10 protein-coding genes and 5 pseudogenes are annotated in these 18491 nt (G+C 50.2%); 11 read left to right on the top strand and 4 right to left on the bottom strand.

The genetic code is table 11. The annotated features are described in order from the left end of the window. Positions 1-63: 63 nt before the first annotated feature. Positions 64-5079, bottom strand: coding sequence for a FliJ family protein (locus UNDYM_RS29945; RefSeq protein ID WP_162044887.1), 5016 nt, complete (start codon positions 5077-5079; stop codon positions 64-66). A gap of 1040 nt (positions 5080-6119) precedes the next feature. Between UNDYM_RS29945 and UNDYM_RS29940 the strand changes: the two genes are divergently transcribed. From UNDYM_RS29940 to UNDYM_RS29910, 7 genes and pseudogenes are all read left to right on the top strand, one after another. Continuing rightward, positions 6120-6812: an IS6 family transposase gene (locus tag UNDYM_RS29940; protein WP_162044881.1), complete on the top strand. Its 693-nt coding sequence runs from the start codon at positions 6120-6122 to the stop codon at positions 6810-6812. 24 nt (positions 6813-6836) lie between these two features. Further along, entirely contained in the window at positions 6837-7253 is a 417-nt protein-coding gene (locus tag UNDYM_RS29935; RefSeq protein ID WP_162044938.1) for a RidA family protein, read from the top strand. Position 7254: 1 nt separating this feature from the next. Next, entirely contained in the window at positions 7255-8391 is a 1137-nt protein-coding gene (locus UNDYM_RS29930) for an NADH:flavin oxidoreductase (protein WP_162044886.1), read from the top strand. Positions 8392-8978: 587 nt separating this feature from the next. After that, positions 8979-11672, top strand: a complete 2694-nt coding sequence (locus tag UNDYM_RS29925) for a hypothetical protein (protein ID WP_162044885.1) — start codon at positions 8979-8981, stop codon at positions 11670-11672. Between the two features lie 48 nt (positions 11673-11720). Further along, positions 11721-12059, top strand: coding sequence for a hypothetical protein (locus UNDYM_RS29920; RefSeq protein ID WP_162044884.1), 339 nt, complete (start codon positions 11721-11723; stop codon positions 12057-12059). Then, positions 11999-12160 (top strand): annotated as a pseudogene (locus UNDYM_RS29915) (Tn3 family transposase); the annotation flags it as partial. The gene UNDYM_RS29920 and the pseudogene UNDYM_RS29915, both read left to right, overlap by 61 nt. 33 nt (positions 12161-12193) lie before the next feature. Further along, a pseudogene (locus UNDYM_RS29910) lies at positions 12194-12388 on the top strand (transposase domain-containing protein); the annotation flags it as partial. A gap of 134 nt (positions 12389-12522) precedes the next feature. Here the strand turns inward: UNDYM_RS29910 and UNDYM_RS29905 are convergent. Continuing rightward, entirely contained in the window at positions 12523-13866 is a 1344-nt protein-coding gene (locus tag UNDYM_RS29905; RefSeq protein WP_162044883.1) for a type II toxin-antitoxin system HipA family toxin, read from the bottom strand. 1 nt (position 13867) lies between these two features. Continuing rightward, positions 13868-14308, bottom strand: coding sequence for a helix-turn-helix transcriptional regulator (locus UNDYM_RS29900; protein WP_162044882.1), 441 nt, complete (start codon positions 14306-14308; stop codon positions 13868-13870). A 300-nt stretch (positions 14309-14608) separates the two neighbouring features. On the opposite strand from UNDYM_RS29900, the pseudogene UNDYM_RS29895 reads away from it, so the two are divergent. Further along, a pseudogene (locus UNDYM_RS29895) lies at positions 14609-14935 on the top strand (helix-turn-helix domain-containing protein); the annotation flags it as partial. A gap of 502 nt (positions 14936-15437) precedes the next feature. On the opposite strand, the pseudogene UNDYM_RS30990 reads toward UNDYM_RS29895, so the two are convergent. Further along, positions 15438-15554: pseudogene (locus UNDYM_RS30990) on the bottom strand (IS481 family transposase); the annotation flags it as partial. Positions 15555-16309: 755 nt separating this feature from the next. On the opposite strand from UNDYM_RS30990, the gene UNDYM_RS29890 reads away from it, so the two are divergent. From UNDYM_RS29890 to UNDYM_RS31445, 3 genes and pseudogenes are all read left to right on the top strand, one after another. Next, on the top strand, positions 16310-17002 hold the full coding sequence (locus UNDYM_RS29890) for an IS6 family transposase (protein WP_162044881.1): 693 nt from the start codon (positions 16310-16312) through the stop codon (positions 17000-17002). Continuing rightward, a complete protein-coding gene (locus tag UNDYM_RS29885; RefSeq protein ID WP_162044880.1) occupies positions 16971-17954 on the top strand; it encodes a hypothetical protein in 984 nt (327 codons plus the stop codon). The genes UNDYM_RS29890 and UNDYM_RS29885 overlap by 32 nt, the downstream gene beginning before the upstream one ends. A gap of 79 nt (positions 17955-18033) precedes the next feature. Then, a pseudogene (locus UNDYM_RS31445) lies at positions 18034-18372 on the top strand (surface-adhesin E family protein); the annotation flags it as partial. Positions 18373-18491: the final 119 nt, after the last annotated feature.

Below are 18491 nucleotides of genomic sequence, written 5' to 3'. Positions count from 1 at the left end.
ATATTGAATTGACGCCTTGTCTGTTTTGGTCATGCGGTTTTTACGAGAACGTCTGGCTTGTTTTTATTTCGCCTGTATATTCCCCAGCAGGAGCAAATCACCTGGTACATCACAACTGCTGAAGCTGATGTAATTGCCTGAAGGGAATAGCAGGTTTTTCAGCGCAAAGACAGAAACCGCTTCAAAATTGATGGACAGTTTTTTCTCTATCTGTGGTGGGATCTGGCTATTGATACGCTGATTGACCTGGCTCTTGAGGTCATCTGATCCGCTGGGTCCGCCGCCTGACATATGGCCTTCCACCTTGACCCCTGTGCTTTGCATGGCGATGTTGATCTTCTGGTTGCGGCCGTCACCGCCCACTGACAAAGGCATGAAGGCTTGTACATTCAGACTGACTTCGGTGCTGAGGTCTCTGTCTGAGGTGCTGGTGCAATTGAAGAAGCAGGGATAGAACGTGGTTGACGAATGCTCTTTATAATTCATGACCTGATTTTGGGTGCCGCCATAAACAAGCTGTCCATTCGACTGGACTTTCAGGGTGGTGCCGTTCAGACTCCAGGCGATGTCATTACCGCCGGGGATGGAGTAGGTATAGCGCGTCGTTGATCCGCCGCCCTGACCGGAAACACTGCTGCTATGGTTGAGCGGGCTCAGGTCGACGGTGGCAGTCACGCTGGCGCTGGTGAAGGTGGCTGTCCAGGCCTTGGCGCTGCTGCCGGGGTTCTGGCCTTGCAGTGTCCAGCCATTATTGCGCAGGCTTTGCGGCAGTATGTCGCGGAACACCAGTTGAGAGCTGACGATCATGCTGGTGTTCTGACCCTGTGGCAGCGGTTCAGGCACGTTGTTGAGTGAAGCCAGCGAGTAATTGAGCAGGTCACGCCCTCCAGTCATAATGTAGAGCTGCAACATCTGGTTGCCGCTGGCGGTCTGCAGGGGCTTGAACAGGAAGTTGCTGGGTTTTAAGGCGGGCAGGGTGGGGATCTCCGTCAGGTCCAGCTGGTTGATCAGGTAGACCACCGGGTTCTGCGTGAAGTAAGCCTGTACCGCCTTATTGAATTCCACCTTGGTAGCGTCACTGAGCCGGATATTGCCTATCGAAAATGCACCTTGCAGCATATTCAGTTCTACCCTGAGTACGTCATGGTTCTGGTTGCCAACCTTGACCTGGCCGTTGACCTTGCCCAAGGGTACGTAGGCCGTCATGGTTTCGCCGGTGATGTTTTGCGGCGGATCACATACCTCCGGGGCAGAACCTATCTTGGTACATACCTTCATCGTACCCTTGAGGATTTCCATGTCCAGCCTGGCGGTATTGTTGCTGTTGACGCTGAATTCCAGTTTGGGGTAACCATACTCGACTTCAAAATAGGTGTTGATGGTGACATTGCCTGGATATTTTTCTGAAGTAGAGACGACGATCCTGTTCTTGTAAGTGGTCGATGTCTTTAACTCTTCATACTGGATGGCAAGGACGCGGTTGATTTCTGACAAGCCCATGTTGAACACGACGTCCCAGCCATTGGTGCAGCTGCCTTGCTGATATAGCGCTGTCAGCAGGTTTTCTTTGGATGGCAGGGCGAATGCCTTGAGGGCGGCATGATCCGCTTCTGGCGCAATTGCCATGCGTGCTACCGGGCCTGCCAGTGCACTGACAGCAGGTGTGACCATGCGCAGCCTGGCCAGCATAGCCGGGTCGACGATACGCGCTTCCAGTACAAAGGATAGACGCAGGGTGACTGTGCCTGAGGTAAAACGCAAGCCGCGATTGGTCTGGGTTGCTGGGAAAGAAATTTCCCAGGTAGAGAACGGTGTCACCCGGCTCACACCTTCTGACCAGGATTCACCATGATCAGAGAAGGTCGGGCTGTTATCTTCACACTGATAGCCATAGATGCGTTCGCGCCATGGTGTGCGGAAGCTCAACCGGTCACGGTTCATGTCGCGGTCATTGAAAGGGTTGCCGTTATAGGCAAGCCGCAGCAGGTATTGCCCGCTGTCGGTACCAGCGACACCTTCGACAGTGGCCAGCACGGCAATGATGCGGGCATTGGCATACTTATAGAAGACAGCATTGTCCAGGAAGATGGTCTGGCTGTAGATATTGCCGTTGGTCAGCTCTTGCGGATTGACGCCCTCGATCACGAATTCTATGGGTTTGGTGCGCACCGGCTGGTAAGGTGCCAGCGCACTCTTTGCCGCCAGGGTGCGGCCGTGTTGCTGCACGATGGCGGCGCTGAACTTGAGCAGACTGAAAGACGTAATTGGTGTAGCTGCCTGCAGGTAGGCATATTGCAATGCCTGGTCCTGCGTCAGGAAAGCCCTGGCCAGTATGGTCAGCATCTGGTTCTGCATATAGGTCAGCTGGCCAGTCAGGCCCATCAGATCGATGGCAGAACGGTCAAGGTCCTTGACATTGGCAGGATTGAGTTTATTTTGCAGCTCGGCCAGTCGGGCTGCCTGACGGGCATTGAGTTCTTGCTGCAATTGATTGGTATAGATGTTGCGCTGTATGGTGTGCAATGAAGATTCTGCACCGGCGACAGCCTTGCCGCGCAATACCATGATCTTGAAGGCGGTCTGCAATGCAGCCTTTTCTGCCTTGACATCGGGGCCGGTTGCCATCACCTGGTCAAAATAAAGCGACATCTCATCCCATGACTGGCTTGAGGGATTGCCAAACTGCCCGGCATCGAGGCCGTCAAGTGCGGCTTGTGCACCATTGAGTCCTGTCAGGCCGGTGCTGATGCCGGTATACAGTTTTTGCGTGGCGTTGAGTACATTCAGGGTTTTCTGTATGCGTTGCGCCATCAGCCCCAGGTCCTTGACAGCAGAAATGGACGAGGCCGGAATCAAGAAGGACGTACCCAGGCTGAACAGGTTGGTCGCCACATCCAGACCAAACTTGATGATCTCCATGGTTTCCCATTTTTCGACCGCGGACTTGTACTGTTGCGTGGCGACATCCACATCCCCTCTGGCATGCAACAGTTGCTTGTTGAGTTCATTGAGTTTTGTCTGCTGTTGTGCAGCTTCAGCCTTGCCCTGGTCTATCATTGACTGGTAAAAGCCCTGCATGTCTTTTTGCTGAGCGATATTGGCATCGACAATGCCACTGACCAGCTTGCCTGATTCGATGATGTTTTCATTGAGGGTCTTGCCGACATCGATGACCAGTTCCTGCAGGCGGCGGTTAGCCATGCGCTGTTCATTCTGCACCAGTTGCAGCTGGATACGGTCAAGGTAGCCGAGAATTTTCTGTACATATTGCTGGTAATCGTCGAATGGCAGAATCGGTACGAAGGCGCCTGATTCCGGGTCGTTGACAAAATTGGCCAAGTCCATGGCGCGCACGCGCAGGGCGATCACTTCGGGGTCGTCGGGCAGGACAGGTATCCAGCTGGCTATCCAGTTCAGGTAACGGCGCATCAGTAATTGCAGGCCATCGTTTGCGCAGGCTGACTGGTCGCTCAGCACGGCTTCGGCAAAGCTCATTGAATATTGCAGACTGTTGATCAGCTTCGGTACAGCTTCCTGATCAGGCGAAAGACGCACATCTCCAGCAATTATGGGTACTGCACCGGCGCCGCTGCCTTGCAGACCAAAGCGCAGGCCGTCCACAATCACGCTATAGCGGTCACCTGCCCGGTTGCGTACTACCAGTGCCCCGAGAAATTCGTCGCAGGCCAGCTTGAGCTGGTCGTAACCGGCGTCACTCAATTCCAGCTGGCGCGGCTGCCCCTTGCTGCGCATGTCAAACACTTGGGCATACAGGCTCAGGTTCTTGCCAGGCACAGCAAAGGCGGCATTGCTCTTCAGGGCCAGCACATTGGCGAACAGGGTGAAGTTGACAACTTCAGTGGCGGCGACGAACTGCATCTCGCCTATGTCAAGGCGGGCCTTGTATACATTGATGTTTGGCGTCGCGATGAAGGATGTTACATCATTGAAATCGGCTGGCAGCATGCGTTCAAAATCGCGGTCGTCATAGACCATGAAGTTGGCTTGCACATTGTCGCGATATTTCTGCACCATCGCCCCCTTGAATACCCGCTGCCAGAGCAAGAGCCGCTTCTGTTCTATCATCACCCCCATGCTGGCGAGCGTTACCTTGCTGACGGTCTGTTCGGTAAACTGTTCTTGCAGGGTAAACAGGCTAAAGCTGGCATTGGGGTTGAACAAGGCAAAGATACTGTTCTTTTGCGACCAGATTTTGTCCAGCCAGGACTGGTTGTGCAGGCTTTTAGTAAATGCCGCGCTATTGCTGAGGCACAAGACCTTGCCATATTCAGCCACAAGGCCAAATACGCCTGTCTTGCTGTCAGTGGTGAACTGCACAAAATCCTGTGAACCCGGGCCGGACAGGATGTTATTGCCATTCGCATATGCTTCTTCGATACGGGCGAATTTTTCTGGCATGTAGGCAAATACCTGCAGGATGGTGTCGCCAAATTCCAGTGCCGACACATAGTGCGTGCCGTATTGCTTGAAGGACGCCAGAACCCGTTCTGCATCGCTCTGCACCAGTTGATCACCATAGTCTTGCTGACGACTGCGGCCTGCATGGGGCAGCTTGGTGATGTCAGACATGAAGCTTTCTGTCAGGTGATAGGCTGCATCGGGCTGACGTGGCCGCGCATGCACCAGAATGCCGCCAGTCTGTGACGCATGAGTGACTTCACTGTCAACACGACGCAATTTCACCAATGCATAGCGATAGTCTGCCTTGGTCAGGTCAACGCCGATTGCGCCGGACAACTGTTGTAGCGAAGCGGTGCTCTGATAGGCGCCGCCAAGCAGGGCGCCGGCGCCGATCTGTACAGCGTCAATGTCAGCAGCCGGGGTCAGTATCTGGTAAGGGATAAGCGCATCAAGCAGGCTCAGTGCATTGTTGTGCAGGCTGATGTCGGGATAAGTCCAGGTACCGCGTTCCATCGATACGACGGGCGCGGCGGGCGTCATGGCTTCGTCCGTGGTCGGGTAGAGAATATTGAGTTTGTTTCGTGCCGGATCCCAGTCTGAATTGAGGCCGATGGTGAGGTTGGTGGAAAATCCCAAGACAAAGCTGGAGGTAGTCATCATGTTTTCCTTGTGTATTGCCGGTCAGTCATGATGCATGGATACAGGTCACGAGTAGGCCACGAATTGTGGTCATGCCTGATCGTACCGGACACCCGCCGGGCAGGCTGCCAGGGAGGGGAGGGCACAAGGACGCAACATGCTTGCCGGGCTGTTTGATCTTGTTGAACAACGATTCATGTGTTGCGCGGCAAAAATTCATACAACGTACTCTTGCTGCCGGCACCGCATGTGCTGCCTGGTTGGATAACGGTGTTCTTTTTAGCAACAACAATTATCTAATAGGCTAGATTAATTATAAATATTAGACCTTGAGGCAGCAAGGAAGATTTCAAATAAATAACTATTATTTGATTTCCTGGTATCACCCGGCGGGCTGGAATTGCCGGTGCAGTCAAGCTGGGGTCGTGCCGAGATAATGGTAAAATTATCCCATAACACTTTCAGTTATATAGAGTGAAAAAAATTCGCAATTATTTGCATAAGGATCTATTTTCCCGACCCAGCATCTTTCAACAGCATTTCCCTTTTCCTGATCACTACGCTAATCTTTGCCAAATTGACCATTTGGAGGCAGGCTGGAATCGATCGAACGTACCGAGTATCCTCGTTTTCTCAATGTCATTCCCAGTCAGGATATTCAATGTTATTACACGCCGTAGGCTAAGGAAATTGATTGGGTTGGCAGTCTTGCCCGCTGCAACGATACACAACTTAGCTGTGACCAAGAACCTTGGCATGTCCGTACCGATGCTGTACCGCTGGGTGCCGGCCTCCGCGCACGCTTAGCGAACTTTAAATCCCGTTTTTGAGACGCCTCTTATTAAATAAAAGGCGTTACGTTACATGCAAACCAAGAGAGGCCCGCCAATTCATTAATACCAAGCATCTTTACTTAACGACATCTTCCATGATGATTTAAGTTCAACAATTTTAAACTCATTATCATATTCCGTTCTAACCAGAAGGTACTGTCGCGTTAGCGAAGGTCGACGTGCCAATTAGGTAAACTGCGGTGCCCGAACCCAGGACGAACCGATATGCTCAACTTCAAAGGGATGCGCTTTCCGATCGATGTGATCTTGGTCTGCATCCGCTGGTATGCGGCCTACCCGCTGAGCTACCGGCACCTCGAGGAGATCATGGAAGAGCGTGGCGTGTCGGTCGACCATTCGTCGATCAACCGTTGGGCGATTCGGTTCCTGCCGCTCATCGAGAAGATGGCCCGGAAACACAAGCGACTGGTCGGGGGCAGCTGGCGCATGGATGAGACGTACATCAAGGTCAAGGGCGTCTGGAAATACCTCTACTGCACTGTCGACAAGCAGGGCAAGACCGTCGACTTACTGCTGACGGCCAGGCGCGACATGGCCGCAGCGAAGCGCTTCTTCGAAAAGGCCATGGGAGCGAACGGCGATCCGGACAATGTTGCGATGGACAAGAGCGGCGCCAACAAGGCGGCGATCGATGCGATCAACGCCGGCCGCGACGTGCCGATCCTAGTGCGCCAAGTTAAATACCTCAACAACATCGTCGAGCAGGACCATCGCGCCATCAAGCGGGTGACCAGGCCGATGCTCAACTTCAAATCGATCCGGTGTGCCGGCTCCGTGCTCGCCGGCATCGAACTGATACACATGATCCGCAAGGGCCAGTTCGCAATCGACGGCGCCGATGCAATGTCGTTCGCTGACCAATTTTATGCGCTGGCAGGAGTGGTCCGTCCCGTTTGAGCGCAGCAGTGCCGTTTCGGGGAAATTCCGCCTTTTGATCAACAATGCGACAGAACCGTTATTACCCATCCAGACAACTACGAACCTTTCCTGCTTTCACAGGCGATCAAATTTGACAGGCTGTTATTCGTTTCCGGTCAGGCAGGTGCCGGAGTCGACGGCAAGATCGTCGCTGGGGGGTTTGAAGCTCAGGGTGAGCAGGCATTTGCCAATCTCAGGCGCGCACTAGAGGCGGGGGGTTCCAGCCTTGAGGATGTTATCAAGGTTACCATTTTCGTTACTGATATGGGCAATTTCAAAGAGGTCGTCGAACTACGCCGTCGTTTTTTTACTGCGCCGTACCCGGCAGACACAATTGCAGAAATCAAGTCACTGTACGATCCTGCGGCCATGATAGAGATAGAAGCAATTGTGGCTATACGCACTGACATAGGGAGCTGATATGAAAGATACCAAAAAACATCATATTCAACAGTTGAAATTCCTGTTCGATCCTCTGCGCGTAGGGCGCATGTGGCTTAAAAATCGGCTAGCGGTGGCACCCATGACACGTGTAAGTGCGACAGACACTGGATGCGCGACGCATCAAATGGCACGCTACTACAGCTCCTTTGCCGAAGGTGGTTTCGTCTTGATAATCACCGAGGGTATTTATACGGACACAGCTTACTCACAAGGTTATTGGAAGCAACCCGGCTTGTCTGACGATATCCAACGCGATTCCTGGGTAAAGGTGGTTGAGGGAGCCCATCAAAATGGCGGGTACATCATTGCACAACTGATGCATGCAGGTGCGCTGGCGCAAGGAAACCCTTACCGGGACGATACAGTTGCCCCGTCTGCGGTAAAACCTAAAGGACAGCAGATGGAATTCTATCGTGGCAAGGGTGACTACCCGTTACCAGGCGCAATGACACACGATGAAATTGCAGAAACAATCCATGGCTTCGCCGCTGCGGCTGTCCGTGCAAAAGATGCTGGTTTCGACGGAGTCGAAATCCACGGCGCAAACGGTTACCTGCTTGATCAATTTCTTAGCGAAGGGACGAACCTGCGCGACGACGAGTATGGCGGGAACATAGAACGCCGCCTACGCCTGATGATTGAGGTCGTACGGGCAGTACGCATGGCAGTCGGAGTCGAGATAACAGTTGGTTTGCGCATATCCCAAGCGAAGGTAAATGACTTCACACACAAATGGCGCAATGCAGAAATTGAGGCTGCACTCATTTTTGGGACACTGGCGAAACTGCCTATCGATTATATCCACACTACCGAGTTTGAAGCATGGAAGAGCGCGTTCGGAGACGGCCTCAGCCTGGCTACTCTTGCCCGGAAATATACGTGTATACCTGTCATTGCGAACGGATCATTGCATGATCCAGTGCGTGCCGCCGATTTACTTGCAAGCGGCCAAGCAGATGCAATATCACTGGGACGTGGCGCCCTGACCCATGCAGACTGGCCGGCACGTGTCTCGCGCGGTAGCGCTCTTGCTGATTTCGACCGAGCTATTTTATTTCCCATCGCTGATCTTGCGAATGAAGAACAGCGACGTTTAGAAGGTGCACGCGGCTGACATTTACAGGACTCACGCAAAACGTATAGATATAGTATGAAGCACTGGGGTACTGGCTCCTTCTATCTGAATGCACGTAACATGCTCAACAGCGCCCATCGATCATCGCCACTTGTTGAAAACAGACTAATCTTTGGTGATGCCATAAATTGGGGAAGTCTTAATAGTTCTCAATAGCTTATCGCACAATCACTTGAATGAATTGCCGACGGAGTGGATTAGAGCAAATTGCGTGACTTGCCGTTCGCGCACAATGGAGCAATTTAATTTTCGCCAGGTTATCGCGCTCTATTTACCCTTTCTTTCATGACCAAGATTTGAAGAAGTATATATGAGTGAAGCAAATTAAATTAACAATTATTATCAAATTATAATTCTTAATTAGCAATTACACATGATAGATTGTTGTCTATTACTTACTCTTTTAATTGAGTAATTAAATCAATAGCACTTGAAATAGCTTCTAAAGCTATTGATCAAACTCAAGGCAAGCAAGAATCTAAGTGTCTTTGTGAGTGCTTTGGGTGTGTAAGTTGATGACAAAGTACCCTGTCTTCTTTGTCCCACCATTTCATGGAGATTGTAGTATGGAAAATAAAAGTCAAAGTGTTGTGACACAAAACAATAAATCTACATTAGCCATGTTGGAAGGTTTCCTCTCCCAACCGCAGGCCGAACCAGGTACAGTCGCACTTGTTGTTGCCGATGGCACTGTTCTCGCCACTGTAACTACTGCGCCAAACGGACGCTTTGAGCTGGAATATCCTACTGTGCCAGCCAATGCTGTCCTCTATGGCTTCCCCAATCTCACCCTTACGCAGTCGCAGATTAGTGAGGGAATCACGCTAGACGTCGACAGGTCCATCTATGAAGCGATACCTCCGGTTGTGCCTCAACCAGGTCAACTGATTTATTTAAATGAAGCATCCACAGCGACGCGTGCAGTGCTGATACACAACAGTGAATTCTCATCCGATCAAGCTGATGCCCATGTAAAAGCTCATCTCTTCGGTGCAACTGCAACTGCGTTTATGCCCGGCTATACAGCTCCGTTTCTGTTGCATATAGCCGCTCCAAATGTACTGAACCGTTCGAAATTAAAGGCGTCGATAAGTGAGGCGGGAGAGATATCGGCATGGAGCAATAAAATCGCGAAAACACCTCCGCCGCGCTTTTCTCTCTTTGCTACACCTGGCTTGCGGCCAACAATTACATCAGAGTTATCAGTGACATCATTGGCGGTAGATAATGCGCCTGTGATAACTGCCTCCGCCACTTGGGCATCTAACGATACTACCTGGATGGACGTACTCAATGCGCAGGACGGCACATTTGCAGACAGCATGGGTGATCTCGCTCAAACTACAGATGGTGTCGCTGCTAGTGTAATGGAAGATGCATTTGAGACGACAGCATCCGACTTACTCAGTTTTGGAGCGAAAAGCTTCGCTGGAGGAATGGCTTCTGCTGTGGGTAGCCAGATAATGTCACTTGTCTGCTCTTGGATATTCGGAGATAAATCAAATCCGATCGCTACCGCGTTGCAAAACATCGAGAACGAACTCACGACTGTTATAAATAACCAATTGAAAATCATTCAGCAACTTTCTGCAGTTCTTACAGATCTACATCAACTCGAATTGAATGTTCTTTCAGCGCAAATGACCACTGCCGTCGCCAACGTCCAAAGTACAGTGCAAACCATAACAGGTTATACGACAACGACAAAAGGTATTGATCCCTCCCAAATATCTGCAATTGCGACAAAGATTCTCGATCCAAACGACGGTGTAACAGATTCTATTCAGATTATTCACGATACGATTATGGGTACGGGCATGGCAACGCCGCTCCCTGTCGCTTTACAGAATGCCATCATCAATGCTGGCGGGGTCTATGGCACAGCGCAGAATTTTCTATCAAATGAGAGCTGCTTTGCTACAGCGCAGTGGCTATTTCATTACTACTCAGTGATTCAAACGCAAGGGGTGCAACTGGTCATTCAGGCACAAAATTATCAGGCTAATGCTAGTGTTGACAGTCCGAACACCAATTTGACGATAAGTACCTCTGCCAAGGCCTTCTATAACGCATGGCTAATTGGCGGAAGTGGCATCGGCAACGCGGTCCCGAATATCACGCAGCAACGCGATCTGTACCGAGCAACCTTCTGGCAGTACTTTAAATCCTTCGCTACTCTGCTTGGTCCACTTCCGGATGACATGGCAGTCGCATACATTCCCGAGGTCGTTGGTCAGCCTGGTAATATTTACTATGAAACTCAAAGTCAGCTTCTCGTTCTTGGTCATCTATCAGGTAAGCTCCGGAACTGGAGCGCAGGCACCGACGTCTTGAGTGTAAATAGTGGACTGATTGGTACTCCATGGAGCTTACCGGCAATGTTAAACACGTGGAGATACCCGATGCAGGCGGAATTTGGCAAAATATTCCAACCAACAACCGGAATTTCACGCTACAACAACATTTTCCAATACCTCTACGATCAGGGCTTCAACGACGATAGAAGCGATTATGGTGCAACATTTTCGTTTTCTTCCTTATTTGCAGCGGACGGTACAGGATATGAGGGTAGCGCTTGGTTTGTGCGCACAAATAGTTGGGTAAAACCTGCACCATTTGCACATCCCCCATTTGACATTGACGGCAATCAGGTTTCCGAAAATATGTGGAAAGATGGTGGCAGCCCCTATAACTCGTGGCACTATGAATTTCAGGGTACTTGGCCTAGCGCCTTGCAATCTAATAACTCGTACACCTACTTCTCTAGCAAGTGCTACAACATATACTCGCCTGGCGATCCATCTCAAGCATGGGCCCACCCATGGTTCGCCGTAAGTGGAGGAATTGTAGTTACCGACCTTCTAGCTAACTACCTTCCTGCAGGATCGTATTTAGACTCCTGTTCGAACATTACCATCATTTTTACCTGCACTGCATTGCTCTCAGATGGTACCTATGGCTCTGTATCTTTCGATCTCACTTCAAGTGGTGATGTTGCACTCTCGATTGTCGATGGCGCCGCGTCCATCGTGAATCCCTACTTGCCGCCACTTGTTAACGGAATACCGGCTTTTACGCCTGGGCCGCGCACGGGGTTTTTACCGCCAGGTAATTATACCGGTTGTACCAATGTCGAGGTACAGTTGCGCTGTAATGCAGACAATGGGAGTGGTCAAAATGTCCCAGCTAGCTTTAACCTCACTCCATACACGTTTAGTGGCGTAGCCATCGCTAATACTAATGGAGTGCTTACTAGCTGAGCCGATTCGCTGAACAACTATGTGCCGGATAAGTCCTTATGGGACGAAATGAGTGCAGCGATAGCGCAGGTACACGGCAAATTGGAACCGGAAGAAATCGAGCGCTTGAAGTTCAGTTCGGTGGCGATTGCCATGGGGCGATATTTTGCCGAAGCGCCCATGGAAACCGATGAGTCGATGGAGCACAAAAAGATTAGCCAGGCGAAAGCGAAACGCATGCGGACTACGTCAACATTTGCGACAATCAGTCTCAAATTATGTGACAGTTTTCTGTTAATCAGAGCGTTCTTTGCCAATTCCAGTCTCATCTTCTGTGGCACTTTACGGCGTTGCGCGGCAACGGCCATGTTGTCGATGACGCGCTGTTGCAGTACCTGTCGCCGTTGAGCTGGGAGCACATCAACCTGACCGGAGATTACCTCTGGCGCAGCAGCGCCAAGATCGGCGCGGGCAAATTCAGGCCGCTACGACCGCTGCAACCGGCTTAGCGTGCTTTATTTTCCGTTTTCTGAGGCGACCCCAAGAAGAACTGGCTGTTCGCCGGCTCAGAACGCGCCGGCCGCCGTGCTGCCGCCATCCAGACCTTGCTGTGCACCGCCAGGCTCAATGGCCTTGATCCGATGCAATGGCTGACCAGCGTCCTGGAACGTCTCCCGACGTGCCCTAACAACCAGATCGATTCGCTGCTGCCATTTCCGAACTCTACACAGCTATAACTTCTTTTTATAGGTGGGGCGGCGGGACGCTTACTCTAAAATAACCAACGACTCTACTTAGCTCGGCCCTGTTATTGCGACAGAACCTATATTTCCGCATTTGACCTTTTGCAGCCAGACGGTTTGATTCCGAATTACAGGCCGGGCGGCATTCTTTTGAGCAGCGCACATTGGTTCAGCATGCCTTGTAAAATAGAATCAGCAAGGTCCATAGGAAACCCTTCTGGAATTTGCGAGTATGTCGAGTTGACCACTTCTTCTGCCTTGTCCAGTAAAGTGGTAATTATCTCCTCGGCAGTAGCGGCGCCTAATCCGACCAACTTGGCGTGATTTGCCCAATGTCTTCGCTGTATCTGGCGAATCAAATAGTAATTTTCTGAGCCTTTTACTGCCATCGCTAATTTTGCTCGGTGTGGTGCAAGTGTATTCGCTTTTGTTCCAATGATCGGGTGAGCGGATAGGATATCGTATAGAGGAGTTGCCTGGAACCTACTTCTAGGTTGGTGGAAAATGCTAAAGTTCTTTGCATGGCCATCGGTCGCGCCAAGTAGCCAAAACACCAGTTGGGTTTTGAAAAAATTAAACCTATCCAGATTGGCTTGATCAGATCCGAGGAGAATTTCCATGATTTTCGTAATTCCGGGTCCCCCATCTGATTGATATTTTTGGATAGGCGGTGTGCCCGTGGCCTGGCAAAAATCCTCCTGGGGCAGGCGGACTATCCAGCTACCATCTTGTGCCAGTCGTCGGTCGAATCGCTCGACAACCAATACCTTCATGTCTTCGAATTGAGCGATGTCGCAGTTGGCAACAGGAAGTTCAAATCCGTGAATGATTTTAGAACAAAGCCACTCGTTTTCCACGGATGTCCGCATATCAGCTCGCATTGCACCGACCAAGCCAAGTGGCAATTTAAAGATATGAGTAGTAGGTGTGCTTCCCTCTGGTCGGTGCCACTGATCTCTATGCCATAAGAGCGCACTTTTTTCCTGGGCGCCGGCAATCGACAAGCGAAGGTCGGAATTATCTTCTACCTGGCCGAGAGGACGATCTGAGATGGCGTTTCGGAGTAGCGCTGCGATTTTTCTCTCATTGAGAGGCTCGCCGCTGATACTGAAAATATCGCTCGGTGTTTCGTCCTCTGGCAACAATTGGATAGCGCCAACGCAGTCGCGGCCGACCGCGGCTAGTAGTTGATATGGCTCAATTCCGCCTGTTTTGAAGTGTAGTGCCAGGCGGCGGCGTATTGCCTCGCTATCCGGCAATAGGTTATCGAAGTAGTTTTGGACGAGAGGGCCGCGGTATGGTTCGTTATTCGGCTTAAATGGCAGCGAAAGTGAGAGCGGGCGGCCTTGTTCATCAGCAAGCCATTCCTCGAAGTACGCCAGGGAGTTTCGACCAGGCTGTGTGTCCCAATGACCAACAGGGATTCCGTTTAGCCAAATATTCAGTCTTTGTGCGTGCGCTCGTCTTCCCACTTTACCAGCTCTCTTTCTTCGTACTTGGTGGGGTTATCTTCTTTGGGGCAGCTGGATTGCGTTTATTAGTTGTTGCTTTATGCTTTAAGGCTGCACTAGAAAGTAATTTCCCCTTTGGGGTAGCAAGTACACCGGAGATGTGTTCACCATTCCTATCCTTCGTTGGAGCAGTAGATCGCAATCTTTTCGTAGCGGTCACAGGCACTGTAGATGTACCACTGTTTTGAGTTTTTTGGGTCAGAACGATCTCACTTCCAAGTAGGCTCAGCACCGTGAACAACCGTTCGACGCTAGTTACCGCCGGGTTCGCTTCTATCTTCGCGTAGCTCTGTTGAGTTACGCCAAGTAGTAGGGCTAGATCTGTTTGAGATAGTCCGGCCTGTTTTCGGAGAGCAACTAGTATCGGCCGAATCTGCTGCAATGTTTTGATTGGGTAGTCCATGGTACTGGTTCTGTATGTAATATCTACAGCATATAGAGTGTAAATGGAAAATACAACTTTAAATGTGTATATTATAAATACAGCCGATAAGTTGTATAAACGCATAACATCTTAAAGGTTGTTAAATGCCGAATTATTCGACTACGGAGACTGGACCTTCTTCTCTGGCGTGCAAATATGTTAATTTGCACTAAAAATCGCCCCCCTACATTTTTTGCTGGATAAATTGCATCTAAAATTGACCCACGTTTAGCACACAATCCTACTTATCTTGATGAGTAGGGAGCAGGAGTGATTGACGTGGCATTACTAGGTATTATTCGACGCTGGCACATTCGTGACCAGATCCCATTACGGGAGATCGCCAGACGACTGGGCATCTCTCGCAACACAGTCCGACGCTATCTGCGTTCTGAAATCACAGAGCCTGCCTATGCGGAGCGACAAACAACCAGTGCGATCGACAAATACGCATTGCAGCTCTCAAGCTGACTTAAAACCGAAGCATGTAAAAATCGGAAGCAACGGCGCAGTTTGAAACAACTTCATCTGGATCTGAAAGAACTGGGATTTGACGGGTCGTATGACCGGGTGGCAGCCTTCGCAAGGAAGTGGAAGGTGGATCAAACTGACCGGGTCAATTCAGCCAGCAAACGAACAGTTAATGACTAGGTGCAGCAGACATCTAATTTGGCGCGAAATTGGCGCGATTTTATTTACGCGCCACTCTTTGACTCACTTGCCATCGATATAGTTTATCTGTACAGCTAAACCAGTGAAAATAGCTAAAGAAAGCCAATTAACTGTTATCTATCTGCACAGATAAGCAAGCAGATTGGATGGATTAATTGATGTGATCCAAATAGTTGAAGCATTGTGATGAAATGAAGTAAAGCGATACTTTTTTATCAACAACGGCTCCGGGAGGCTTTTTGCAATCCTAATGAGAACAGCGCATATTAGAAGCAATCTTGGGAGATCACTATGGCATTGAAACCCCAGGCAGCGCGGGGTTTAGCCACCACGTCAAGTAACTGGAAAAAACTACCGGCACGTCAGGTACCCAAAACACCATTCCGATTGTACTGGGCAGGTACCCGACTTGAAGACAGCGATTGTCAGATCAAATTTAGCCGTTCAATGTGGTGATTTTATCGCGCCACACCTCCTTTCCGTTAATCGGTGTTTGCATAGGTATGCGGCCACAACACATTTTCCCTTGATGCGTGCATTTATCGTTGTAATAGAGTGTCGGCCGGAATTCGTGTAAAAAAAATCAAATCCCATCCGATCCTCTATTAGCGGAATTTGACAGCTTTACGGTCATCAATGCAGAAAGTATGCGAGAACACCTTTCTCTTATGATGATTCTTCAGGTAGTCTCTTCTCACTTTGAAGCACATATTTGGGAAGGCAGACATTTGTCAGATTTTATAGCCGGACGTGGCGGAGCCGTCGATGGCGCCACAATTCTGATGCGTGCCACCTCGTGAATGGTGGAACCGTTCTTTACAATCTCAGGGACATTGGACAAGTAACCTACTTGTTCGGAAGAGCTTGGCAATTAGCACGCGGACTCGCAGTTGTTGAATTTAACTAGAAAACTCAAAAGCTGTCCTTCTTTACGGAGGACAGCTTTTTTTAAGATTAAAAAAGTGATCATCATACGGGACGAATATCAAACTAGCTCAGCTTGAAAAGAACTCACTCTGTGCGCTTCCACTTGGGCCAAAATTCGCGCGCCGGCGTCCAAGGCACTACGGAGCGAGCCTTCGACCCAGCCTAACTGATTTGTGCAGAGGTCGTTACAGTAATACACGCCCTGTCGCAACTGCCACGATGAATCGGGTAGTAGTTTTAAGCCTCGTTTCCAGAACGAAATACCGCGCTGCCAGAACTGGCTCCCCACAAGCGTAGGCCGTGGGATAGGTACTGTCGCGTTAGCGAAGGTCGACGTGCCAATTAGGTAAACTGCGGTGCCCGAACCCAGGACGAACCGATATGCTCAACTTCAAAGGGATGCGCTTTCCGATCGATGTGATCTTGGTCTGCATCCGCTGGTATGCGGCCTACCCGCTGAGCTACCGGCACCTCGAGGAGATCATGGAAGAGCGTGGCGTGTCGGTCGACCATTCGTCGATCAACCGTTGGGCGATTCGGTTCCTGCCGCTCATCGAGAAGATGGCCCGGAAACACAAGCGACTGGTCGGGGGCAGCTGGCGCATGGATGAGACGTACATCAAGGTCAAGGGCGTCTGGAAATACCTCTACTGCACTGTCGACAAGCAGGGCAAGACCGTCGACTTACTGCTGACGGCCAGGCGCGACATGGCCGCAGCGAAGCGCTTCTTCGAAAAGGCCATGGGAGCGAACGGCGATCCGGACAATGTTGCGATGGACAAGAGCGGCGCCAACAAGGCGGCGATCGATGCGATCAACGCCGGCCGCGACGTGCCGATCCTAGTGCGCCAAGTTAAATACCTCAACAACATCGTCGAGCAGGACCATCGCGCCATCAAGCGGGTGACCAGGCCGATGCTCAACTTCAAATCGATCCGGTGTGCCGGCTCCGTGCTCGCCGGCATCGAACTGATACACATGATCCGCAAGGGCCAGTTCGCAATCGACGGCGCCGATGCAATGTCGTTCGCTGACCAATTTTATGCGCTGGCAGGAGTGGTCCGTCCCGTTTGAGCGCAGCAGTGCCGTTTCTGGGAAATTCCGCCGTTTGATCAACAATGCGACAGAACCATTAATTGCGCCTCATAACATCACGCTAATTAAGCATAGAAATAATCAATGGCAAATGGATAACAAAGATCTACTAATTGCAATACTCAGAGAGAAATTGGAAGCTGCAGACGTGATGGCAAAAATTTGCGACGAGTGGGGTCAGAACGAGCAAGTTGACTCTCATCATGAGTTGCTAGTTGCCCGCTCTAAGTATGGGAAACCATTTAAATATGTCTTCACAAATGAGATCAATGAGGAGCAGTCGGTAGAGCAGTTTCAAAATAGTTTTGTCGAAGATATGTCCGATCTAATATCAATTATTTCGGATTTTTTCGGCGATCATGATCCAATACATTTGTCACGTGATTTGATTGCAGATTTTCAACTGGGCGCCCGCATTCACGTAAATAACAGTCTGGTGATTCACAAAGGATGGAAAGACCATAACCAGAATCGAAATTTCGAAATCTCTTATATAAGTTTCAAAGATGGTTTGCCAGAAACTGTTTCCCTACAAAGCGAGTCGTCATTGATAGCTGCTTCTGCAATGCATGAAGAGTATGAAGCAAAGCGAGTCCAAAGACAGCATATTGAAATCAAAAAGAAAGAGGCAAAGCTGTTGCTGTTTGAACAGAATATTTCATTTGATAGGAATACGCTTGAGGACATTCTTTCTACGTTTTCTCGTAGGCAGTCTAGTAAAGCAATGGGCGAGCTAACGGCATACGTAAACCGTATTCCTGGCAGATTTCCTGCTCAAGTCGGCAACTACGTATCAGAAGGTAAGGCGTTTCAAGTTGCTGTCCAGGAAGCGACCGAGTTCTTGATCAAGGCAGCAAAAAACAAGGGGATATACTATTCAATGTTAAGAAGAATCAAAAAGGATTGTGAGAAAAATGAAAATATTGAATAGCACAATCATTCTTGTACTGTTTGTACTTTGCGCGCCATTGGCATTAGCGGCGGACTGACAGAAATTTAGTGAAACCGCAGACCGCAGCGACTTGCTAGACCGAAGTACGCTAGTTCGCAAAGGGGAGCATGTCCGCAGTTGGTCTAAAGTCAGCTTCAGTACTCCTCAGGTTTTCAAGGGAGGCGGTGCCGATGGCGTGCGATACAACTCCGCTTTGCAGTTCGCTTACTTCCACTGTGACTCACGTGAGATCTACATGATTTCGGTGAACTACTTTGGTGGCCATGATGCTGACGGGAAGCTTGTGCATACAGAGAAACCAGTTCCTGGCGAGCGTCCGAGTTTTATGCCCGTCGCGCCTGGCAGCATTGGCGAGAGTTGGATGAAGATGGCATGCAGCTTGGTCAGTTGCCTATGAAAGTCACTCCCTTTGCTTCTTTCGCTGGTTGCATGAATCGCACCAGTCACCCATGTGGATCAAGCGGAAGCATTGTTATCGTGTTCCGCCCTGGCGGCACTGCAGCCCCAGAAGCATCT

Origin of the sequence: Undibacterium sp. YM2 (assembly GCF_009937975.1) — a bacterium.
Classification (GTDB): Bacteria; Pseudomonadota; Gammaproteobacteria; order Burkholderiales; family Burkholderiaceae_D; genus Undibacterium.
Note: the sequence above shows the minus strand (reverse complement) of the source record. Positions and strands in the feature narration are given on the sequence as shown.